Annotated in this window: 19 protein-coding genes; 8 read left to right on the top strand and 11 right to left on the bottom strand. The window is 50.1% G+C overall.

The genetic code is table 11. The features are described 5' to 3' along the window. Window positions 1-128 precede the first annotated feature (128 nt). The 4 genes from LLH06_RS02995 to secA form a co-directional block, all read right to left on the bottom strand. On the bottom strand, window positions 129-1,316 hold the full coding sequence (locus LLH06_RS02995; RefSeq protein ID WP_228171781.1) for a M20 metallopeptidase family protein: 1,188 nt from the start codon (window positions 1,314-1,316) through the stop codon (window positions 129-131). Further along, a complete protein-coding gene (locus tag LLH06_RS02990) occupies window positions 1,313-1,741 on the bottom strand; it encodes an SPOR domain-containing protein (protein WP_228171780.1) in 429 nt (142 codons plus the stop codon). The genes LLH06_RS02995 and LLH06_RS02990 overlap by 4 nt, the downstream gene beginning before the upstream one ends. Window positions 1,742-1,806: 65 nt before the next feature. Then, window positions 1,807-2,106, bottom strand: a complete 300-nt coding sequence (locus LLH06_RS02985) for a GIY-YIG nuclease family protein (protein ID WP_262909351.1) — start codon at window positions 2,104-2,106, stop codon at window positions 1,807-1,809. Between the two features lie 169 nt (window positions 2,107-2,275). After that, window positions 2,276-5,572 carry a preprotein translocase subunit SecA gene (secA, locus tag LLH06_RS02980; RefSeq protein ID WP_228171778.1) on the bottom strand — a complete coding sequence of 1,099 codons (3,297 nt, stop codon included), beginning with the start codon at window positions 5,570-5,572 and terminating at the stop codon, window positions 2,276-2,278. A 275-nt stretch (window positions 5,573-5,847) separates the two neighbouring features. On the opposite strand from secA, the gene purD reads away from it, so the two are divergent. The 4 genes from purD to LLH06_RS02960 all read left to right on the top strand — a co-directional run bounded on the left by purD (window position 5,848) and on the right by LLH06_RS02960 (window position 11,340). After that, entirely contained in the window at window positions 5,848-7,122 is a 1,275-nt protein-coding gene (gene purD / locus LLH06_RS02975) for a phosphoribosylamine--glycine ligase (RefSeq protein WP_228171777.1), read from the top strand. A gap of 102 nt (window positions 7,123-7,224) precedes the next feature. Then, entirely contained in the window at window positions 7,225-7,998 is a 774-nt protein-coding gene (locus tag LLH06_RS02970) for an ABC transporter ATP-binding protein (RefSeq protein WP_228171776.1), read from the top strand. A 6-nt stretch (window positions 7,999-8,004) separates the two neighbouring features. Continuing rightward, window positions 8,005-9,699 (top strand): hypothetical protein, encoded by a 1,695-nt coding sequence (locus tag LLH06_RS02965; RefSeq protein ID WP_228171775.1) that lies wholly within the window; start codon window positions 8,005-8,007, stop codon window positions 9,697-9,699. Window positions 9,700-9,738: 39 nt separating this feature from the next. Further along, complete coding sequence (locus tag LLH06_RS02960; protein WP_228171774.1) at window positions 9,739-11,340, top strand: M1 family metallopeptidase; 1,602 nt, start codon at window positions 9,739-9,741, stop codon at window positions 11,338-11,340. 458 nt (window positions 11,341-11,798) lie between these two features. Here LLH06_RS02960 and pfkA read toward each other — a convergent pair whose 3' ends face one another. Genes pfkA through LLH06_RS02940 form a run of 4 tightly spaced genes read right to left on the bottom strand, consistent with a single transcriptional unit; the run spans window position 11,799 to window position 15,704 of the window. After that, window positions 11,799-12,776, bottom strand: a complete 978-nt coding sequence (gene pfkA, locus LLH06_RS02955; protein ID WP_228171773.1) for a 6-phosphofructokinase — start codon at window positions 12,774-12,776, stop codon at window positions 11,799-11,801. Further along, window positions 12,763-14,496, bottom strand: coding sequence for a protein-disulfide reductase DsbD family protein (locus LLH06_RS02950; protein WP_228171772.1), 1,734 nt, complete (start codon window positions 14,494-14,496; stop codon window positions 12,763-12,765). Before LLH06_RS02950 ends, pfkA begins: the two co-directional genes overlap by 14 nt. Before the next feature lie 17 nt (window positions 14,497-14,513). Further along, window positions 14,514-14,969 carry a protein-disulfide reductase DsbD N-terminal domain-containing protein gene (locus LLH06_RS02945; RefSeq protein ID WP_228171771.1) on the bottom strand — a complete coding sequence of 152 codons (456 nt, stop codon included), beginning with the start codon at window positions 14,967-14,969 and terminating at the stop codon, window positions 14,514-14,516. A 9-nt stretch (window positions 14,970-14,978) separates the two neighbouring features. Further along, a complete protein-coding gene (locus LLH06_RS02940) occupies window positions 14,979-15,704 on the bottom strand; it encodes a biotin--[acetyl-CoA-carboxylase] ligase (protein ID WP_228171770.1) in 726 nt (241 codons plus the stop codon). 104 nt (window positions 15,705-15,808) lie between these two features. Here LLH06_RS02940 and rsfS point away from each other — a divergent pair, with 104 nt between their 5' ends. From rsfS to LLH06_RS02925, 3 genes are all read left to right on the top strand, one after another. Then, complete coding sequence (rsfS, locus tag LLH06_RS02935) at window positions 15,809-16,183, top strand: ribosome silencing factor (RefSeq protein WP_228171769.1); 375 nt, start codon at window positions 15,809-15,811, stop codon at window positions 16,181-16,183. A gap of 67 nt (window positions 16,184-16,250) precedes the next feature. After that, the gene (gene ftsH, locus LLH06_RS02930) at window positions 16,251-18,356 is read left to right on the top strand and encodes an ATP-dependent zinc metalloprotease FtsH (protein WP_228171768.1); all 2,106 of its coding nucleotides are present in this window, start codon (window positions 16,251-16,253) and stop codon (window positions 18,354-18,356) included. 136 nt (window positions 18,357-18,492) lie between these two features. Further along, window positions 18,493-19,137, top strand: a complete 645-nt coding sequence (locus LLH06_RS02925; RefSeq protein WP_228173255.1) for a LutC/YkgG family protein — start codon at window positions 18,493-18,495, stop codon at window positions 19,135-19,137. A 6-nt stretch (window positions 19,138-19,143) separates the two neighbouring features. On the opposite strand, the gene LLH06_RS02920 is transcribed toward LLH06_RS02925, so the two are convergent. The 3 genes from LLH06_RS02920 to LLH06_RS02910 all read right to left on the bottom strand — a co-directional run bounded on the left by LLH06_RS02920 (window position 19,144) and on the right by LLH06_RS02910 (window position 21,603). Next, entirely contained in the window at window positions 19,144-19,434 is a 291-nt protein-coding gene (locus LLH06_RS02920) for a chaperone modulator CbpM (RefSeq protein WP_228171767.1), read from the bottom strand. Window position 19,435: 1 nt separating this feature from the next. Further along, window positions 19,436-20,353, bottom strand: coding sequence for a DnaJ C-terminal domain-containing protein (locus LLH06_RS02915; RefSeq protein WP_228171766.1), 918 nt, complete (start codon window positions 20,351-20,353; stop codon window positions 19,436-19,438). A gap of 437 nt (window positions 20,354-20,790) precedes the next feature. After that, window positions 20,791-21,603, bottom strand: coding sequence for an SDR family oxidoreductase (locus LLH06_RS02910; RefSeq protein WP_228171765.1), 813 nt, complete (start codon window positions 21,601-21,603; stop codon window positions 20,791-20,793). A gap of 161 nt (window positions 21,604-21,764) precedes the next feature. Here LLH06_RS02910 and LLH06_RS02905 point away from each other — a divergent pair, with 161 nt between their 5' ends. Then, the gene (locus LLH06_RS02905) at window positions 21,765-22,004 is read left to right on the top strand and encodes a hypothetical protein (protein WP_228171764.1); all 240 of its coding nucleotides are present in this window, start codon (window positions 21,765-21,767) and stop codon (window positions 22,002-22,004) included. Window positions 22,005-22,048 lie beyond the last annotated feature (44 nt).

The following is a 22,048-nucleotide window of genomic DNA, read 5'->3' as shown; positions in this document are numbered from 1 at the left end:
CGCTTCGTTCCTCGCGATGACGATTAGAAATCAAAAGAGAAAGGCGTCTGATGAATCAGGCGCCTTTCTCTTTTACATGAAATGTGAACAACTACTTAACTACCCACTATTCACCACTCACTGTACCACTAATTTCCCAATTGCTTCAAAGCGATATAAGCCATCAAACCGGTACTCACCTCCAACGCAGTTTCTTCTACATCAAAAGTTGGTGTATGCACTGCCGAGGTGATGCCGCGGCTTTCGTTGCGGGTACCTAAGCGGTAAAAGCAGCTATCAGCAACTTGTGAATAGTAGGCAAAGTCTTCGGCAGCCATCCATATATCCAGGTCAAGCACATTCTCTTTACCTAAATAGTCTTCGGCATGGCCACGGGTAGCAGCGGTCAGTTTTTCTTCATTTATCAGGAAAGGGTAACCGTTTCGGATCTCGAACTCGCAGGTGGCACCCATGCTTTCGGCTATACCTTCGGCCATCTTTCTCATGCGCACGTGCGCATCCTTGCGCCATTCCTCATCCATGGTACGGAAAGTTCCTTCTAAGTAAACCTCGTTAGGGATGATGTTGGTAGCACCATTGGCGATCACTTTACCGAATGACAATACCGACGGGCTCTTAGGATCAGCAAAACGGCTCACCACCTGTTGCAAGGCGGTCAGTATATGTGCGGTGATGATCACCGGGTCAACATTTTGTTGTGGCTGTGCGCCATGACCACCTTTGCCCTTTACGCGTACATAAAGCTCATCAGTGCTGGCCATATATTTACCAGCGCGAAAACCTACTTTACCGGCATCGATCAAAGGCATCACATGCTGACCGATCACTGCCTGTGGTTTAGGGTTCTCCAGTACGCCTTGTTGTATCATTAAGTTAGCGCCACCAGGTAACTTCTCCTCTGCGGGCTGAAAAATGAATTTGACGGTTCCTTGGAACTCATCGCGCATGCTGTTCAATATGGTAGCGGTACCCAGTAATGACGAGGTATGCACATCATGGCCGCAGGCGTGCATCACACCCGTATTTTGCGAGCGGTAAGGAATCTCGTTGGCTTCCAGTATAGGTAAGGCATCCATATCGGCACGCAGGGCCACCACCTGATCAGATGGCGCCTTGTTACCCGTAAGTAAGCCTACCAGGCCATTATCGGCCATGCGTTGGTAAGGTATGTTCAGTGCATCGAGTTTGGCTGCCACATAAGCCGAGGTAGCCACTTCCTCGAAAGATAATTCGGGGTTCATGTGCAGGTGACGGCGGTTGGCCACCACGTCATCATATATCTTTTTGGATAGTTCCTGTATCTTTTCCTTGATCATTGCTCGGTGGTATTGGTATCTAATTTAGGAAGATCTATTTTCTCGGAAATGATGAACATGATCGGGAAGGTCCCTTTCAGTTCTTCCATCAGTTTCACCGCTTCCATACGGCTCCTGAAATTGCCTGCTTTAACTTTATAATTAGGGTCGCGGTAAGTAATGTACGTACGAATGCCCGGGTGGCCTTGCTGTACCTTGTTCTGCGCCTCAAAAGCCGCTTTACGGCTTGCACCACTAAAGAACTGTACCCGGTACCCATAAGAGGAAGTACCGAAATGGCCAACAGCGCCACCGCCCATCTTGTTCAACGTACTACGCTTAGCGATCAGCGTATCAACGCGAGGATCTTTCACTACCTCGACGCGGCCACGGGTCTGCGCTTTGGTGAGGTGCGTGAAGGTGGACAATAGTATGGCTAAAAGCACTATTTTGCTTAAACTCGATCCGTCATTGCGAGGAACGAAGCAAACTCTGCGGAGGCATGTCGCCGTTATTGTTTGATGATTTCTTCGTAAAGGTCGTTCCATTCGGGATTCAATTTATTGATAAGCTGGATCTTGTTTTGCCGGCTACCTCCTTTGATCAGTTTTTCGGCAGCTATAGCTTCTTCAATTCGAAAATAGGCAAAGTAATACACTAATTTATAGCAATGGTACCTGGCTGTAAAGCTATTCGGATAAGCGTTGCATTTGTGCTTGTAGACCCGGCCGATGATGTCTGATGTAACACCAGTGTAGAACACTGAGTGCCTGACGTTGGTCATAATGTAAACACAGCCGCCTTGCTCCATATTGTTTACTTACGCATGTTTACTTGTCCTGCTCAGGGATTGCTTCGTTCCTCGCAATGACGGTCAGAGGAGAAGCAATAGTATCAAAACAAGTTCACTCTAATTTCAATGGCGATCATATGAATATGAGCCACTGAATTTAGAGTGAACATATATTATTTATCCCCGCTTAGGCGCCGTGGCAGTTCTTGAACTTTTTGCCACTACCGCATGGGCATGGATCGTTACGGCCGATCTTTTGTTCAGCGCGTACCGGTTGTTGTTTTTCCTGCATCAGCTCCTCATCAGGCACGCCGTTGGTCTCGTGTACCAATTCTGGCTTGCTGGTGCGCAGCTGGCGCATGTCTGTCTTTGGCTCCGGGCGTGCCTCAACGACCTCTTCAGGGGCTTGCTGCATTGGGATACCACCACGGAACAGGAAGCTTACCAGCTCTTTGTTAACGTTGGCCAGCATCTGGCGGAACAACTCGAACGCTTCGAACTTATATACCAGCAACGGGTCTTTTTGCTCATAAACGGCGTTCTGTACCGATTGCTTTAACTCGTCCATCTCGCGCAGATGCTCTTTCCAGGCATCATCGATCAGGTACAAGGTCACGTTCTTTTCAAACGATTTGAACACTTCCAAACCATGGTTCTCTACCGCTTTCTTCAACGGCACAGCTACCTGGATACCGTGTATACCATCAGTGAACGGAACCACGATGTTCTCGATGTACTCTCCACGGGTGTTGTAAACATCCTGCAATACCGGGAAGGCCTGCTCGGCGATCGCTTCGGTCTTACGCTGATAGAAATCGGTCACCACGTTGAAGGTACCTTCTACCAGTTTAGCGGTATTGGCCGCAGCAAAATCAGCCTGGGTGATCTCAGGGTCTACCGAGAACAAACGGATCATTTCCAGTTGGAAACCTTCGTAGTTGTTCGACTCCTTGTACTCGTTCACCACATCCTCTACCACATCATAAACCGTGTTGTTGATGTCCACGTCCAAACGCTCGTCGAACAAGGCATTTTTACGTTTGGCGTAAACCACGGTACGCTGTGAGTTCATCACGTCGTCATACTCCAACAGGCGTTTACGTATGCCAAAGTTGTTCTCCTCTACTTTCTTTTGAGCACGCTCGATAGATTTGGTGATCATCGAGTGCTGGATCACTTCACCTTCTTCGATACCCATACGCACCATCAGGTTGGAGATACGCTCTGACCCGAACAAACGCATCAGGTTATCCTCTAATGATACGAAGAACTGTGATGAACCCGGGTCACCCTGACGACCGGCACGACCGCGCAACTGGCGATCCACACGGCGCGACTCATGACGCTCGGTACCCACGATAGCTAAACCGCCGGCCTCTTTAACACCAGGGCCTAATTTAATGTCGGTACCACGACCGGCCATGTTGGTAGCAATGGTCACTGTACCTGCTTTACCAGCCTCGGCAACAATGTCGGCCTCTTTCTGGTGCATTTTAGCGTTCAGCACGTTATGCTTGATGCCGCGCAGCTTAAGCATACGGCTCAATAATTCTGATATCTCTACCGAGGTAGTACCCACCAGCACCGGACGACCGGCCTGTGTAAGCTTCACGATCTCCTCAGCCACGGCGTTGTATTTCTCCCGCATGGTGCGATATACCAGATCCTGGCGGTCGTCACGCTGGGCTACCACGTTGGTAGGTATCTCTACTACGTCTAGTTTGTAGATCTCCCACAACTCACCGGCCTCGGTAACGGCAGTACCCGTCATACCGCAAAGCTTGTGGTACATACGGAAGTAGTTTTGCAGGGTGATGGTAGCAAAGGTCTGCGTAGCATCCTCTACCTTCACATTCTCCTTAGCCTCGATGGCCTGGTGCAAACCGTCAGAGTAACGACGACCATCCAATATACGGCCGGTCTGCTCGTCAACGATCTTTACTTTGCCTTCGTCAACAATGTATTCAGTATCTTTTTCGAACAGGGTGTAAGCCTTCAGCAACTGGTTGATCGAGTGGATACGCTCCGACTTGATCGAGAAATCGCGCATCAGTTCGTCCTTTTGAGCCACTTTCTCTTCGGCGCTCAGGTCTGACTTTTCGATCTTGGCGATCTCGGTGCCTACGTCAGGCATCACAAAGAAGCTTGGATCCTCACCTGATGCAGTGATCAGCTGGATACCTTTTTCGGTGAGTTCTACCGAGTTGTTCTTTTCGTCGATCACAAAGTACAGCTCTGTATCTACCTTAGGCATCTCTTTGCCCTGGTCTTGCAGGTAATAGTTCTCTGTTTTTTGCAGCACGGTACGGTTAGCACCCTCGCTCAGGAACTTGATCAGAGCCTTGCTCTTAGGCAGACCGCGATGTGCACGTAACAAGGCCATACCACCTTCATCGGCGCCGGTCTTGCCTTCATTTATTTGTTTTTTGGCCTCATTTAAGGCAGTGTTGATGTAAGTTTTTTGCGCATTCACTAAACGCTCGATGCGTGGTTTCAGCATGTAGAACTCATGCTCATCACCACGAGGGATCGGGCCTGAAATGATCAATGGGGTACGGGCGTCATCCACCAGTACTGAGTCAACCTCATCCACCATGGCGTAGTGCAGTTTGCGTTGCACCAGCTCCTCTGGGGTACGGGTCATGTTATCACGCAGGTAATCAAAACCGAACTCGTTGTTGGTACCGAAAGTGATATCGGCCAGGTAAGCGTTGCGGCGTGCCTCTGAGTTAGGCTCATGCTTATCGATACAGTCTACCGACAGACCGTGGAACTCGTACAGCGGGCCCATCCACTCCGAGTCACGACGGGCCAGGTAGTCGTTCACCGTTACGATGTGCACACCCTGACCAGCCAACGCGTTCAGGTAAGCCGGTGAAGTGGCCACTAATGTTTTACCCTCACCGGTAGCCATCTCGGCGATCTTGCCATTGTGTAATACGGTACCACCGATGAGCTGTACATCATAGTGCACCATATTCCAGGTCACCTCGTTGCCGGCAGCGATCCAGGTATTGGCGTGGTAAGCCTTATCACCTTTAATGGTCACGTTACCTTTGCGGGCAGCTAAGGCACGGTCAAAATCAGTAGCGGTAACTTCTAATGTGGCATTGCTGGCCAAACGGCGGGCGGTCTCTTTAACAACAGCAAAAGCTTGGGGCAGTATATCCAATAGGATCACCTCAAGCTCTTTGTTACGGTCCTTTTCTAATTTATCTACCTTGGCATAAAGGTCCACCTTGGCATTCACATCCATGGCCGGGTTGGCCTCAATGTCAGCTTTGATGGTGTTTATCTGTTCGTCGATGCTGGAAAGGCCTTCGGCGATCTTGGCTTTAAAATGGGTGGTCATGCCACGCAGTTCATCATTGCTGATGTTCTCAAGCTTGGCGAACTCGCTTTTTATTTTGTCAACCAGCGGCTGGATGGTCTTCACATCCCGGTCTGATTTGCTTCCAAAAAGCTTACTGATGAATCCTAACATAATTTTGATATAATATTTGGGCTTACCCAACAATTACGCCAACAGCCCCGAAATGGCATTATGGCAGGCGCGAAGTTAATCAAATTTTTGATACCCAACAGGCAGCTAACCCGCCCGGCGAAAGCTTGCGCCCACATTATCACCTAAAATTTACATGATGCTGGTATGACACAAGCACCGTTACACGAATGGCTTTTTGACAGTTGGCTGACCACACTCGGAAAACTTGAACCTTGCGTCCTGCAACTCGCAACTTAAAACTTATCTTTACGGCCATGAAAATTCTGCTCATAGGATCAGGCGGCCGCGAAAGCGCCTTTGCCTGGAAACTTAGCCAAAGCCCCCAATGCGAAGAGCTTTTTATTGCCCCCGGTAATGCCGGCACCGGCCAGTACGGCACCAACGTTGATCTTAAGGTGACCGACTTTGCCGGGATCAAGGACCTGGTGTTAGCTAAAGGCATCGGTATGGTACTGGTAGGCCCTGAAGAACCGCTGGTAAAAGGCATCCACGACTTCTTTTTGAACGATGAGCAACTGAAAAGCGTACCGGTGATCGGTCCGCAGCAGGAAGGTGCTCAGCTGGAGGGCAGCAAGGATTTTTCAAAACAGTTCATGCAGCGCAATAATGTACCTACAGCGGCATCGCGCACCTTTACGGCCGATACCCTGCAGGATGGACTGGACTACCTGGCCACCCAGGGCTTGCCGATCGTGTTAAAGGCCGATGGTTTGGCTGCCGGTAAAGGCGTGCTGATCTGCCTGAGTTTGCAGGAAGCCCAACAGGAACTTACCGAGATGCTTACCCAAGCCAAATTTGGCGAAGCCAGCTCTAAAGTGGTGGTGGAGCAATTTTTACAAGGCATCGAGCTGTCGGTATTCGTACTTACTGATGGTAACAGCTATAAGATCTTACCTGAGGCCAAAGACTATAAACGCATAGGCGAAGGCGACACTGGTTTGAACACCGGCGGTATGGGTTCGGTATCGCCCGTTCCGTTCGCCGATGCAGATTTCATGCAAAAGGTAGAGCAGCGCATTGTGATCCCTACGGTAGAAGGTTTGAAAAAAGAAGGCATCCCCTACAAAGGCTTCATCTTCGTTGGGTTGATGAACTGCGATGGCGAGCCTTACACTATTGAATATAACTGCCGCATGGGCGACCCGGAGACCGAAAGTGTGATGCCAAGGATCGAGTCGGACCTGGTAGACCTACTGCAAGGTGTGGCCGAAGGGAATCTGCACGAAAGAGAACTCAGGATATCAAATAAAGTTGCTGCCACCGTGATGTGCGTAGCAGGAGGCTACCCCGGCGAATACCTGAAAAATAAAGTAATGAGCGGCCTGGAGAACGTACGCGGCTCCATCGCTTTCCATGCCGGCACGGCTAAGCAGGGTGATGAGGTGATCACCACCGGTGGCCGTGTGATCGCCGTTACCTCGTTACAGGATGATATGTTCACGGCCTTACAGCAAGCCACGCTGGATGCCAGTCGCATCTATTATGATGGCAAATATTTCCGTAAGGACATCGGCTTCGACCTGATCTAACTTCCTTTCTATAACTGTAACTTTTACAGGGGAGCATCATCTAAAACGCATAAAGCATATCGATATACTTTGTATATTGAACGCAATTGACCCTTTGATGCTATGAGTGACGCTCCCCTGATACAGATCCGCAAACTTCAAAAATGGTACGGCACCAAACTGGTGCTTAAAGACCTTTCCCTCGACATTTACCCCGGCCAGGTGATCGGCTACATCGGTCCTAACGGCGCCGGCAAATCCACCACGGTAAAGATCCTCACCGGATTGATCCCCGAATTTAATGGCGAGGTACTGGTGAACGGTATCAGCATGCAGCATGACCCGCAGCAGATCAAAAAAATGATCGGCTACGTGCCCGAGAATGCCGAGCTGTACGAGGTGCTCACTCCCATGGAATACCTTGACTTTATTGGCAAGCTGTACAACATGGACGAGGATGTGCTCAACACCCGCGCACGCAAGTTACTGATGGCCTTTGGCCTGGGCAACAACGCCGACGACAGGATGGACACCTTCTCGAAAGGGATGCGGCAAAAGGTATTGCTCATATCGGGCATCATTCACGATCCTCAGATCATTATTTTAGATGAACCCCTGTCAGGTCTGGACGCCAATGCGGTGATCATGATCAAAGAACTGATCATGCGCTTGTCGCAAGAGGGCAAAACGATCTTTTACTGCTCGCACATGATGGATGTGGTAGAAAAGGTGTCTGACCGTATCCTGCTGATCAACAAAGGCGAGATCATTGCCGATGGCACCTTTGAGTCGTTAAAGCAGAACCATGCCGACACGTTAGAGAAGATATTTGCCAAGCTTACCGGCCGCCCCGATGGCGATACCGAGGCCGACGCCGTGATCAACGCTTTTGACTAACCGGTTATGGATAAGATCCTTTTAAAACTGGTAGGCCTTTTTATGCCGTTGCTGCAAAAAAGCGGGGTTGATACGCATCAGCTCTACCAGATCCTGCGCATCAAACTCATGATGGACAACCGCAGGCCAAGCACGCTCTTCGCTACCAAACGTAAGGCCGACCCCTCCAAGCCTCCTACCCCATGGGCCGCTTCTATTGGCACACTGATCATGGGCGGGCTCATTGGTATGGCGCTGTTCTTTTTCAAGATGCCCATGATCGGGCAAACGATCTACTTTGGTTTCTTTATGGTATTGATGTCGTTAACGCTCATTACCGATTTTACCACCGTGCTGCTCGATGTGCGCGATCAGTTCATACTATTGCCCCGGCCGGTAAGCGATCGTACGCTGGCTTTATCACGCATTCTGCATATCAGCATGTATATTTTCAGGTTGGCACTGCTGCAGGGACTTGGCGGTTTGATCATTATTGGTTTTGTTGATGGCATTGCTGCGGTACCGCTGTTCCTGGTGCAGTTGTTCCTGGCCACGTTCATGAGCATTCTGTTCGTTAATATCGTGTACCTGCTGCTTATGCGTTCGGTGTCGCCTCAAAAATTTAAGGACATCATCAGCTACTTCCAGATCGGTTTTTCGGTATTCATTTTTGCGATATATTACCTGGTTCCCCGTTTGGTGGACCTGACCGTATTGAGCAGGATCGACCTGCTGCATTACAAGTGGACCTTCATATTACCGCCGGTGTGGATCACCGCCCTTAACGAGGTATTGATCCATCCATCGCGGGCTAATTTGACCAGCAGCTTGCTAGCCATTGCCGGCATCACCGCACCTTTGGCAGGGCTGTGGCTGGTAGCCAAGGTGCTGGCGCCCGGTTTTAACAAGCGCCTGGCCGTGGCCGCTACTTCAGATGGTAATACCGACGCACCAAAGGTGAAGACCGAAACACCACGCTTTAACTTCGTGAACAAGCTGGCCAACCTTGTCGCGCCAGATCCAGTGGAGAACGCGGGCTTTCGCATTACCTGGAAACTGGCTGCCCGCATACGTGAGTTCAAGATCAAGGTATACCCTGCATTTGCCTATGTGCCGATCTACTTTGTTTACTTTGCCCTGAACGGTAAAGGCGATGCCACCCAGCGTATCTTCAGCCTGAAGAATGGCCAGGGTTACATCCTGCTTATCTATCTCAGCACGTTCCTGATATCTACCGTGTTGCAACACATCTCTTTTACCGAAAAATTCAAACCGGCATGGGTATACTATGCCCTGCCGATCACGCAGCCGGGCAAGATCCTGGCGGGCATGTATAAGGCCGTGATCACCCTTTACTATTTGCCTTACTGCATCATCATCGGTTTAGTTAGCGTAATGGTATGGGGACCAAAAGTGATCGACGATGTGGTACTGGCCACCATAGCCGGCATGATCTACGGTATACTGATGGCGCTTTACTTTGTAAAAGGTCTCCCGTTCTCTAAGCCGGTCATGGTTAAAGCTTCGGGCGGCAGGGTGTTCGTATCGCTCATCATCATGAGCGTGATCGGTTTTATTGGCTTTGGGCACTACATCCTGATCAAATACCATTGGGATAAGGCAGTATTGGTACTCATTATCCCGGCCATGATCATTTACCTGATCATGATGCGGTATTACAAACGTCAAAGCTGGGAAAGTATCGAGCTCGACGAATTTTAGTACTTTAACAGCTTTAGCTTTACCGGTCAAGATCCATCCATGTCACGTCTATCCATTAAATTCCTGTTCGCCCTAATCATCTGCGGTGCGACCGCGCAGGCCAAAACCAAAAGCCTGAACGCCGACTCGGCCGATCACCGGTCATGGTGGGATCTGCGTCATTACCGCATTTCCCTCACGCCCAACCTCGAGGCCAAGACCATTAAAGGCGTCAATCAGGTCCGCTTTAAAGCCTTAAAGGCCAACAAGATCTTGCAGCTGGACCTGCAGCAGCCTATGCGGATCACCGGTGTTTCGATGGAAGCGAAGCCACTGCCCTTTGCCCGCACCAGTGACGAGACCTACCAGATCATCTTTGCGAAGGCGCTTACCACCGGCAAGGCGTATACCATTAGTGTGAACTTTGAAGGCAAACCCAAGGAAGCTGACGACCCTACTATAGATAATGGCTGGGTATGGACCAAGGACAAACAAGGACGCCCATGGGTAAGCATATTTTGCGAAGGAATAGGCGCCAGCGTGTGGCTGCCCTGTAAAGAAGGATTGAAGGATGAACCTGACGAAGGCACCTCCATGGCCATAACCGTTCCGGATACGCTGGTGGCGGTGGCCAACGGCCGGTTGAAAGGCAAGGTGAGCCAAAATGGGCTCAGCACCTATACCTGGGCCGTTACAGCGCCGATCAACAGCTACAACATCATCCCTTACATTGGCAAATATGTGACCTGGCATGTGCCTTACGCAGGTGAGGCCGGCAAGCTTGACCGCGACTATTGGGTGCTTGACTACAACCAGGCCAAAGGTAAAAGACACTTTATGCAGGTAGATACCATGCTCAAGGCTTTTGAGTACTGGTTAGGCCCCTACCCTTTTTATGCAGATAGTTATAAACTGGTGGAGTCGCCCATTCCGGGTATGGAACACCAAAGTGCGGTGGCCTACGGCAATGGCTTTCAGAACGGCTACCAGGGTAAGGACTTTATCTCGCGGTCGGGCTGGGGATTGAAGTGGGATTTTATGATGGTGCACGAGAGCGGCCACGAATGGTTCGGGAACAGCATTACGGCCAGCACTTATGGCGACACCTGGATACATGAAGGTTTTACCAAGTACCTGGAGACGTTGTATACCGACTACGCTTTTGGCACCAAAGCCGGTAACGAATATGCCATTGGCACCTGGAAACGCATCAAGAACGACCAGCCCATATTGGGCACCAACACCTCAGACAAATACTACAAAGGCAGCGCCATGCTGCACATGATCCGCCAGATCGTAGGCGATACCACTTTCAGGCAATGGCTACGCGGCCTGGGCAAGCAATATTACCACCAAACGGTCAACACCGCGCAGGTGTTCGGCCTGTTAAAGCGATACACCGACAGAGATCTGTCGAAGATATTTGACCAATACTTACGCACCACTCAGATACCTATACTAAGCTACACCCACAAGGACGGCCAGCTGCGTTACCGCTGGATCAACTGCGTCCCCGGCTTCAATATGCCTGTACGTGTGAGCATAGGTGATGCTCCCCAGCAATGGCTAAAGCCCACTACCGAATGGACCACGATCAGTGCCCCATCGGGCGTGGTAAAGGCAGATACCAACTTCCTGATCAACGTTGCGCCGACTCCGTGATCAGTATGACGGGGTGGTGAATCATGCTGCAACTTCAACTCTGTCATGTTGAGCGAAGCGAAACATCCTATACAAGCGATCGGTCAGGCGCATAGGATGCTTCACGTTGTTCAGCATGACAATATTATTCAGGTCTTTACCAACTACACATCTAAGCCCTCCCCGTCATGCTGAACTTGTTTCAGCATCCCACATGCAAGGTCACCAATCTATCCTGAGAGATGCCGATGTGCATCTAAATGACAGTTGGGAAGGGGCACATCTAACCTCTGCTCCTTCATGCTGAACTCGTTTCAGCATCCCACATGCAAGGTCGTCCACTTGTCCTGAGAGATGCCGATACGCATCGGCATGACGGTTGGTAAATATGCCGGGCATTTATCACCATGAATCCCTTAAACAATAACGGCCCATTGCATTGCAATGAGCCGTTATTTGTATACAAAATGCTATTGATCTTATAGCGAAAGGATATCTACGATACGCAATAAGTTGGCATCTACCTCAGTATTGTGCTTAATGGCGCTCTCGAACGGTGTGTACGATATCTGCCCATTGATGATACCGATCATTTCGTGGCTGTGGCCGGCCATTAAGGCCTCTACTGCTGCCACACCTACGCGGCTGGCCAATACACGGTCCATACAAGTTGGGTGACCACCGCGTTGCATATGGCCCAATACCGATACGCGGGTATCATAGTTAGGATATTTTTCCTTCACCAAACGGCCTATCTCGAAAGCACCGCCGGCTTCGTCACCTTCGGCAACGATCAGGATCTTGGATGATTTATCACGACGGCCTTGCTCCAAACGGTGGTACAACGCTTCAAGGTTGGTCTTGGTCTCTGGGATCAGGATAGCCTCGGCACCAGATGCGATACCGGTACGCAGCGCGATCAAACCTGAGTCGCGGCCCATCACCTCTACAATGAACAGGCGGTCATGTGATTCGGCCGTATCGCGGATCTTGTCCACAGCCTCTACCACGGTGTTGATCGCCGTGTCATAACCGATAGTGAAGTCGGTTCCTTGCAGGTCGTTATCGATGGTACCAGGTAAACCCACGATGGGGATACCGAACTCGTTACTGAACACCTTGGCACCTGTAAAGGTACCATCGCCACCGATACCTACTAAAGCATCAACGCCGTAGCGTTTCAGTTGCTTGTAAGCTTGCTGGCGGCCTTCCGGTGTACGGAACTCCTCGCTGCGGGCGGTCTTTAAAATGGTACCACCACGTTGCACGATGTTAGCCACTGATTTACGGTCCATCGGGAACAGATCACCACTGATCATACCCGCGTAACCGCGGCGTATGCCTGTGACCTCGATATTGTAATATAGCGCCGTACGTACTACTGCACGTATGGCCGAGTTCATGCCCGGCGAATCACCGCCCGACGTGTATACCCCTATGTTCTTAATTTCTGCCATTGTTCTTTTCGTAGGCGGCTTTGCCGCTGTCTAAAAATCGGATATAGTTCGCTACGTCATAATTAGCGCCTTGGGGCGGCACCAGAACGTCGCCCTTGGCATTCACGATCACGTAATATGGTTGCGAATTTACATTAAAATTCGAAGCTTCATAATCGCTCCATTTATTGCCTATAGTTTTGATCTTTTTCCCACTATATGCTGATATCTTCTGCTCATTTGCCGGCAACTCTTTCTTCTCGTCCACATAAAGCTCCAGCATCACGAAATCATTGGCCAGGCGCTTGTGTACCTCAGGGTCGCTCCAAACATCGGCCTCCATTTTGCGGCAGTTCACGCAGTTCCAGCCTGTAAAATCGATCAGTATCGGTTTATTGGTCTCTTTGGATACCTGTAAAGCCTGGTCAAGGTCGTACCACTCATCAAGCCCTTTGTGTTTTCCACGCAGGAACACGCTCTCGTACTTCTTTTCCTTGATGCTGATCTGTGGCCTGGCCTCGGGGGCTGTAGCTGCGGTCAGGTTGCTCAGGTCGAAATCCTGAGTAGCGGTAGGCGGTAAAAATGCACTGATCGATTTAAGCGGCGCGCCCCATAAGCCCGGGATCATGTACACCGTAAAGGCGAACACGATAATGGCCAGGAACGTACGCGGAACCGATACGTAAGGCAGGTCGCTGTCATGCGAGAATTTGAGCTTGCCCAACAGGTACATACCCATCAATGCACTGATCACGATCCAAAGCGACAGGAACACCTCACGGTCGAACCAGTTCCAGTGGTAAGCCAGATCCACGTTAGACAGGAACTTAAGCGCAAAGGCCAGCTCCAAAAAGCCCAATATCACCTTCACACTATTAAGCCATCCACCTGATTTTGGCAACGACTTTAACAACGATGGGAACAGCGCGAACAACGTGAACGGGATAGCCAGTGCCAGCGAGAAACCGAACATACCCATGGCCGGTGCCAAACGCTCGCCTTTGGAGGCGGCCTCTACCAACAGGGTACCAATGATGGGGCCGGTACACGAGAAGGATACCACCACCAGGGTGGCCGCCATGAAGAACAGGCCGGCCATGCCCCCTTTGTCGGAGTTCTCATCCAGCTTGTTAGCGAGTGAGGTAGGTAACTGTATCTCGAAAGCGCCCAGGAACGATGCCCCGAACACTACCAATAGTAAAAAGAAGAACAGGTTGAATATACCGTTGGTGGCCAGCGCGTTCAACGCGTCGGAGCCGAACAGCAGGGTGATGAGCAGACCAAGTGATACATAGATCACAATGATAGATACCCCGTAGATCACCGAGTGCCAAATACCCTTACTGCGCGATCCGGCTTTTTTGGTAAAAAAGCTTACGGTCAATGGCAACATCGGGTAAATGCAAGGCATCAGTAAGGCGGCAAAACCACCTAACAGGCCGGCAATAAATATCTGCCACAGCGTTTTAGGCTTTTCGGCAGGTTTGGTAGCGGCGGCAGCTACAACGGTACTTTGGGTCTTGGCGCTGTCAACAGTAGAATTGGCGGCGGGTTTGGCAGGCGCCACATCAGTGAACTCTACATCGGCCGTTGAAACGGTATCAGCAGCGGTCAGCGTGGTATCGGTCTGCGTTAGCAGCATTATTGCCGCATGTGCCGGACGCGCCATCAGTAAGGTGGCCAGGCTCAACAAAAAAATGAATAGCAGCCCTTTTACCGGCCGCTTTGAACGAAAATGCATGATCGGTAACGTACTTATTATTTGGCTGATAAACTCACCGTGAACTCAACCTCATCTGGCGGAAGGCATTTGCGGTCGTTGCAGGTCATGTATTCCACTTTGCCCTTAACGGTAGTAGCACCGGCCTTTTTCAATTTGATGCGTTGCTGAAAGATGGCCGAGTTCTCGAAGTAGCTCACATTCATCTTAAAGGCATCCTCATATTTTGTTACCGGTTTAGGTTCCATTGGTTTGCCTACCAGTACATAGTCCTTACTTGGCGGAAAGGTAAAGCTGGTAGCCACAGGGCCGCCCTCTTTTACATTTTGCGAGTAAATGTGCCATCCGGCATCGATAGTGGCCTTTACCAGGATCACCGCTTCGGTAGGGCTTATTCTTTTAGCCGCGTAGCTCCATTTTACAGGTGTCTCGATCTGTGCAAAAGTGGTCGCCGCAAAAAATACGGCCAGTAATGATAGATATATCCTTTTCATAATATGCTTTTAGTGGTGAATGAACTGTATCTGCTTAAGATCGTACTCCCTGGTGCCCTCCGCTTGCTGTACCTGTAACAGCCCCTGCGGTGTAACGCCAACGATCCGGCCCTCAAATATAATATCTTGCGCCTTAAATCGACCGCTGATGTTAAAACGATACAGGGTATCGAGGTACGAGCGTTGGATAATTTCGGTAGCGCCTTGCTTCAGTTCATCATACCAATGATCAATATTAACGCAAAGTTGAGCCAATATTTCCTTTGGATCGTGATCTTTATGTAATGTTTGCCTGAGCGAGGTCGGGTTGGGTACCCATTCGGGGAACCACGACTGGTTGATGTTGAGCCCTATGCCCACTACCGTGTGCTTAATGTTGCTTCCCTTTAACTGGTTCTCGATCAGGATGCCGCCCAGCTTACGATCGCCGATGTAAATATCATTAGGCCATTTAATTTTGAGCGGATCGCCAACCAATGGCCGCAGCGCTCCGTATACTCCCAAGCTGACCACGCGGGTAAGGTCGAACTGGCGGGCAATGGGCAGAAAAGTGGGGCTGATCACAAAGCTGAAGGCAAGGCTTTCGCCGGTTGTGCTGTACCATTTATTGAGTTGCTGGCCACGGCCGGCGGTCTGGCTTTCTGCCATAATGGCCGTACCCTCCGCTACTGGCTCATTATTTGCCAGCATTTGTTTAAGGTATGTGTTCGTAGAGTCAACTTCTTTCAGTATCAAGAGATGGTGTCCAACAATTGATCCCGAAAAAATGTTATTTTGCAAAGTACCTAAGTTTAAATAATAATTATTACATTCAAATCGTTCAAAATTAAAGGTTTTTAATGGTAAAAAGCAAAGCGATAACTGAATCCGCTTACATTTCTGAACTGGCCATCCATGGCATCCAGGAAAAAAAAGGGAACGACATAGTGAGATTGGACCTGCGTAATATCAAGAGCTCCGTGTCCGATTATTTTGTGATATGTCATGCCGACTCCAGCACACAGGTAAAAGCCATAGCCAACAGCATAGAAGACGAGATATTCAAGGCCACCGGCCAGGAAGCTACCCACAAGGAGGGCCTGGAGCATGCCGAATGGATATTACTGGACTACATTGATGTGGTGGTGCACATATTCAAGACCGATAAACGTGAATATTACGGTGTTGAGGACCTATGGGGCGATGCCGAGATCAAGTTCTACAAAAGCGCCTGACCGTCTTTAGTTTTATTACCTGTACCGATCTTTGATCAAAGATGGTTATGTTTGAGCCCTTAAAGAAATGAAAGAAAATAACAATAGCAGATCTGATAAATCCCGCTCGTTCAGGCGGGTACCTAATAGAAAGATAACGCCCAAGCCTCCCCGTTTCAACTTCATGTGGCTTTATGCCATCGTGATACTTGCCCTGCTGGTGGTGCCTTACATCCTTAACGGTGGTAACGGCAGTGCTATCGAGTTCGAGAAAGATTTTGTACCCATGCTGCGCAACGGTGATGTTGACCGCATAGTGGCCTACAAGAACGGCGATCACGTGGTGGCCGAGGTATACATTAAAAAGGATAGCTTACAGCAAAAGCCTGAGTACGCTAAGTTCAAAGATCAGCGTTCTATCGGCATCTCATCGGCCAATCCGCAGTTCTACTTCACCGATGCTTCTTTTGACAGCATGAAGCAGAGCATACTGGCGGCCGAAAAGGATATGCCAGATGCGGCTAAAGTGCCGATCCAGTTCGAGCAGCGCGAAAGCCTTCTGTCAAACTGGCTGGTGCAAGGCATCATTATGCTGGTACTGTTCGCTGGTTTGTGGCTGTTCATCATGCGCCGCATGAGCGGTGGTGCCGGCGGTGGCCCTGGTGGTCAGATCTTCAACATCGGTAAATCAAAGGCTACCCTGTTCGATAAAGAATCGCAGGTCAATGTGACCTTTAACGATGTGGCCGGTTTGCAGGAAGCTAAAGAAGAGGTGATGGAGATCGTTGATTTCCTGAAGAACCCTAAAAAATACACCAACCTGGGTGGTAAGATCCCTAAGGGTGCACTGTTGGTAGGTTCGCCGGGTACCGGTAAGACCTTGATGGCCAAAGCCGTTGCCGGTGAGGCACAGGTGCCGTTCTTCTCCCTTTCAGGCTCTGACTTTGTGGAGATGTTCGTGGGTGTGGGTGCTTCACGTGTACGTGACCTGTTCAAACAAGCTAAGGATAAAGCCCCATGTATCATCTTCATTGACGAGATCGATGCCATTGGCCGTGCCCGTGGCAAGAACAACATCGTTGGTGGTAATGATGAGCGCGAAAATACCCTGAACCAGTTACTAGTGGAGATGGATGGTTTCGGTACCGATTCGGGTATCATTATCATGGCCGCTACCAACCGTCCAGACGTGTTGGACTCAGCCTTGCTTCGTCCGGGTCGTTTTGACCGCCAGATATCGATCGATAAGCCCGACCTGGTAGGCCGTGAGCAGATCTTTAAAGTACACTTAGGCCCGTTAAAACTGGCCGAAGGTGTGGATGCCAAGAAACTATCGGCACAAACCCCTGGTTTCGCCGGTGCTGAGATAGCCAACGTTTGTAACGAGGCTGCACTGATCGCTGCCCGCCGTGATAAACAGGCCGTTGATATGCAGGATTTCCAGGATGCCATTGACCGTGTGATCGGTGGTCTGGAGAAAAAGAACAAGATCATTTCACCTGAAGAGAAACGCATCGTGGCTTACCACGAGGCTGGCCACGCGATCGCGGGCTGGTTCCTGGAGCATGCCGATCCACTGGTAAAAGTATCTATCGTTCCTCGTGGTGTGGCCGCTTTAGGTTATGCCCAATACCTGCCACGTGAGCAGTTCCTGCACACTACCGAGCAACTGATGGACGAGATGGTGGTATCAATGGGTGGCCGTGTTGCCGAGGACATCGTTTTCGGCCGTATATCTACCGGTGCGCTAAGCGATCTGGAACGCATCACTAAACTGGCTTACGCCATGGTGAAGATCTATGGTATGAACCCTAAAGTGGGCAACCTGTCGTTCTACGATCCGCAAGGCGAGTACCAGTTCAACAAACCATACTCTGACACCACTGCCGAGCTGATCGACGCCGAGGTGCGCGGACTGATCGACAATGTGTACCAACGTACCAAGGACCTCCTGAACGAGAAACGCGCAGGACTGGAACTGTTAGCTGCCAAATTGTTAGAGAAAGAGGTACTATTCCAAAGCGACCTGGAAGAACTTTTAGGTAAACGCCCATTTGACAACCGTACCACTTACGACAAATTTGTTAACGGCGAGGCCGCTTTAAATCCGGAGACCGACAACAATGCGATCCCTGAGAGCGTGACCAACCCTGAAACAGCACGCATTGACGCTGACAAAAAAGACGATCAATAATATTTGATACCATATCAAAAGCCACTATGCTGATCATAGTGGCTTTTTTGTTTTATAGCTTTTGGGTGAACGCATTAATAGCGATACTTGTAATTATGAAACAGGTCATCACCCTATGATCGCCAACATTGACCCTATGAAGGACAACACCACTGCCAAAGAAAGAATGCTCAAAAAGGTGCGCAAGGCCCTTTTAGTGAAACGTGATAACCCGTACCCCAACCTGGAAGATCAGCCTTTGTATGGCACGCTGGGCGAGGACGAATCGTTAGAGGTGATGTTCGCGGAGGAACTGATCGCAGTTTCGGGTCAGTTCGTATTTTGTGAGGACGAGATACAGTTCATCGAGTCGTTACTCAACCTGGCCGAGCAACGCCAGTGGCGTAAGATCTACTGCTGGGAACCTGCCTTACAGCAATTGCTGGATACTTACGATTATCCCTTTTACCAAACCGATAAAGACTTTGACCAGGCCGAGGTAGGCTTTACGCTTTGCGAGGCTCTGGTGGCTCGTAATGGTAGTGTACTGCTGAGCAACGGTAATATGGCCGGCCGCCGGTTAAGCATATATCCGCCCGTGCACATCGTGCTGGCGTATACCTCGCAACTGGTGCTCGACCTTAAAGACGGTTTCAAGTTACTACAAGATAAATACCGCCAGCGCCTGCCCAGCATGATCACTACCGTGACCGGCCCAAGCCGCACGGCCGATATCGAGAAGACGCTGGTACTGGGTGCTCACGGCCCTAAAGAGCTATTCGTTTTCCTGCTTGACGGTTAAGCCACACTACTCGTAAACGCTTAACCGGTTGCGTAGCAGTTGCACCTCCTGTTTAAGGTCATGCATGCGATCCAGCAGGTGAGTGATCGCCTCTAATCCTTCTATATTAATGCCAAGCTCATTGTGCAGGCGCACCAGGCGTTCAACGCCGGGGAGTTGCTCCTGTGGTATGAAATAGTGCTGATCCACCACCGTAAGCTGGATCAGCCCGGCATCATAAAATGCAGTGATCAGGGTAACATCGATCTGGTGGTAGCTGCAAAACTCATTTGCTGCCGTAAGCGCTGTATTTGCCATGCTATTGAGTATTAGCCAGTTTAGTGAATAACTCTTTTTGTTCGGCGGTGAGGTTGGTAGGTAACTGTACATTGTAGGTAAGGTACAGATCGCCAAATTCGCCTTCCTTTTTGTATACTGGGAAGCCCTTGCCTTTTAGTTTTACCTGTGTGCCGTTAGGGGTTTCGGGCTTCACCTTCACTTTCACCTGCCCGGTAAGGGTATCAACAGTGATATCGCCACCCAGTATAGCCGTATACAAATTCAACGGTACGGTGGCCAGCAGATCGGCACCCCGGCGCTTGAACTGAGGATCATCGGCTATGCGGAAGGTGATATACAGGTCGCCATTGGGGCCACCGTTCACTCCGGCGCTACCATGGCCGGCTATCTTGATGGTCTGCCCGTTCTCTACCCCTGCAGGTATGGTGATGCGGATGCTTTTGCCGTTCACGGTGAGCGTTTGCTTTTGAGTAGTGGCGGCATCCCGTAAGCTCAGCTGCAACTCGGCATTATAGTCTTGCCCGCGGTAACGTGCCTGCCTGCCCCGGCCACCTCCGCCTCCTGCCCCACCGAACATCGACTGGAAGAAATCCGAGAAATCGCCTCCCGCATCGCCAAAGGAGCTAAAATCATATCCGCCTTGCGGGCCACCGCCGTAGCCACCCTGACCAGCGCTGCCTTGTTGCTGGCGGGCCTGCTCATAAGCATCGGCATGTTGCCAGTGCTCGCCGTACTGGTCATATTTTTTGCGCTTATCGGGATCGGTAAGCACCTCATTAGCTTCATTTATTTCCTGGAAACGTTTGTTAGCTTCCGGGTCATTAGGATTAAGATCGGGGTGGAACTTGCGGGCCAGCTTACGGTAGGCATTCTTGATGTCCTTTTCCGAAGCGGTCTTATCAACACCTAAAACTTTATAGTAATCAACAAAGGCCATAGCTGTAGATCTGCTCGATGCAGGTTGAAGTATGAACAGTTGAAAATAAAAAAGGTTGCTATGATAAGCGGTTCTTCAAGCTGAGAACGGATAGGTATGCATCACTCGACGCAGATATCGACCAGCTCCGTTTCACAACTTTTGGGAGTTACACTGATGTAACAGAATTCCCCAAATTTCCCCACTTTCTGACGTTGCAAAATTGGTAAAAACCCAACTTTTTCAAGAAAAAGTAACAAAAAGCCAGAATGTAACACCAGATGTAACACGGTAACACATCAAATGTAACACTGCGACCAAAACCTCGAGCGTCGTTATTCGCCCGCGCGTGGTGCCTTTGCGTACACCTGTTATGAAATTGGCAATTTAACACAAAAGCCCTTTCACCGCCGTTATGGAGGGCAGTAAAAGGGCTTTGTATGATGAAAGTATATCGCTTAAACGCCGCTGAACATCGAGAAGCCACCATCTACCGTTACTACGGTACCGGTCACAAAGGCTGAGGCATCGCTCAGGAGCCAGATCAGTGCACCGATCAGTTCTTCGGCCTTACCAAAGCGCTTGAATGGGGTATTTTTCAGTACCAGGCTACCACGTTCGGTATAACTGCCGTCGGTATTGGTGAGCAGGGTACGGTTCTGTTCAGTGAGGAAGAAACCTGGCGCAATGGCATTCATACGCAAGGTATCACCATAACGGTTAGCCGCCTCTAGGGCGAACCAGCGGGTATAATTATCAATGGCGGCCTTAGCCATGCTATAACCCAAAACTTTGGTCACCGCCTGCTGTGAGGCCATTGACGATATGTTGACGATGCTGCCCTTGCCACCTTTAGCCATCACCTCACCAAAGATCTGGGTAGGGATCAGCGTACCCCACAGGTTGAGGTCCATTACCTGGCGCATACCATCAAAGTTCATGGTAAATATGTCCTGATCAGGGTTGATCACGCCGCCGGGCATGTTACCACCAGCACCATTCACCAGGCCGTCTATCTTGCCATAAGTGTCCATGATCTTATCGCGGGCGGCCAGTAGATGACTTTCGTTCATCACATCGGCCACAAGTGCCAATGCCTTTCCACCGTTAGCATTGATAGCCTCGGCGCGTTCTTCGGCCACCTTTTGATTACGGCCCATGATGCAGGCTACACCGCCGGCATCAGCTATGCCTTTTACAAAGGCCTCGCCCAACACACCGGTGCCACCGGTCACAATGATCACCTTATCTTTTAATGAGAAATTTTCCATTTGAAGTTCGTTTATCGGTCGGGTGCAAACTAACGAAGATCCGCGCACATAATATGTAAAAAATACACAAAGGTTAGGGTGAGATGTGCAAATAGCCCGTTACAAACAAAGGCTTACAGGCCGCTGTTATCATTCTACACTAAATTAACGGAGCAATAATTATGAGCACACCAGCTAACCAACATAGCAAACCCTCACCATCTGACACTCCTACCGACCGTCCTGACGATAACGGTGGCAAAGCGGTAGAAAAGCAGGAGGATCAACAATACCATCAGAATGATGCCAACTTTGGAAACGTAGCTAAACAACGCGAAGAGGACGAAGAACCAGTAAAGCCGGTAAAAACGCCACCTGACGAGTTCCAGGACCCTGAAAAGGATAACCCGCCTAAGAGATAGCCCCCTGAAGGGGGAGTTGACCAACTATCGTTCCCCCTTTAGGG

The sequence above is a fragment of the Mucilaginibacter daejeonensis genome (assembly GCF_020783335.1).
GTDB classification, from domain to species: Bacteria; Bacteroidota; Bacteroidia; order Sphingobacteriales; family Sphingobacteriaceae; genus Mucilaginibacter; species Mucilaginibacter daejeonensis.
The sequence above is the reverse complement of the archived record's forward strand: the minus strand, read 5'-3'. Positions and strand labels throughout refer to the sequence as shown.

What these genes read in the sequence shown, in the direction of transcription:
- LLH06_RS02995 (WP_228171781.1), bottom strand. Translation starts at nt 1,316, where the DNA reads ATGATCAAGGAAAAGATACAGGAACTATCCAAAAAGATATATGATGAC.
- LLH06_RS02985 (WP_262909351.1), bottom strand. Translation starts at nt 2,106, where the DNA reads ATGGAGCAAGGCGGCTGTGTTTACATTATGACCAACGTCAGGCACTCA.
- secA (WP_228171778.1), bottom strand. Translation starts at nt 5,572, where the DNA reads ATGTTAGGATTCATCAGTAAGCTTTTTGGAAGCAAATCAGACCGGGAT.
- purD (WP_228171777.1), top strand. Translation starts at nt 5,848, where the DNA reads ATGAAAATTCTGCTCATAGGATCAGGCGGCCGCGAAAGCGCCTTTGCC.
- LLH06_RS02970 (WP_228171776.1), top strand. Translation starts at nt 7,225, where the DNA reads ATGAGTGACGCTCCCCTGATACAGATCCGCAAACTTCAAAAATGGTAC.
- LLH06_RS02965 (WP_228171775.1), top strand. Translation starts at nt 8,005, where the DNA reads ATGGATAAGATCCTTTTAAAACTGGTAGGCCTTTTTATGCCGTTGCTG.
- LLH06_RS02960 (WP_228171774.1), top strand. Translation starts at nt 9,739, where the DNA reads ATGTCACGTCTATCCATTAAATTCCTGTTCGCCCTAATCATCTGCGGT.
- pfkA (WP_228171773.1), bottom strand. Translation starts at nt 12,776, where the DNA reads ATGGCAGAAATTAAGAACATAGGGGTATACACGTCGGGCGGTGATTCG.
- LLH06_RS02950 (WP_228171772.1), bottom strand. Translation starts at nt 14,496, where the DNA reads ATGCATTTTCGTTCAAAGCGGCCGGTAAAAGGGCTGCTATTCATTTTT.
- LLH06_RS02945 (WP_228171771.1), bottom strand. Translation starts at nt 14,969, where the DNA reads ATGAAAAGGATATATCTATCATTACTGGCCGTATTTTTTGCGGCGACC.
- rsfS (WP_228171769.1), top strand. Translation starts at nt 15,809, where the DNA reads ATGGTAAAAAGCAAAGCGATAACTGAATCCGCTTACATTTCTGAACTG.
- ftsH (WP_228171768.1), top strand. Translation starts at nt 16,251, where the DNA reads ATGAAAGAAAATAACAATAGCAGATCTGATAAATCCCGCTCGTTCAGG.
- LLH06_RS02925 (WP_228173255.1), top strand. Translation starts at nt 18,493, where the DNA reads ATGAAGGACAACACCACTGCCAAAGAAAGAATGCTCAAAAAGGTGCGC.
- LLH06_RS02920 (WP_228171767.1), bottom strand. Translation starts at nt 19,434, where the DNA reads ATGGCAAATACAGCGCTTACGGCAGCAAATGAGTTTTGCAGCTACCAC.
- LLH06_RS02915 (WP_228171766.1), bottom strand. Translation starts at nt 20,353, where the DNA reads ATGGCCTTTGTTGATTACTATAAAGTTTTAGGTGTTGATAAGACCGCT.
- LLH06_RS02910 (WP_228171765.1), bottom strand. Translation starts at nt 21,603, where the DNA reads ATGGAAAATTTCTCATTAAAAGATAAGGTGATCATTGTGACCGGTGGC.
- LLH06_RS02905 (WP_228171764.1), top strand. Translation starts at nt 21,765, where the DNA reads ATGAGCACACCAGCTAACCAACATAGCAAACCCTCACCATCTGACACT.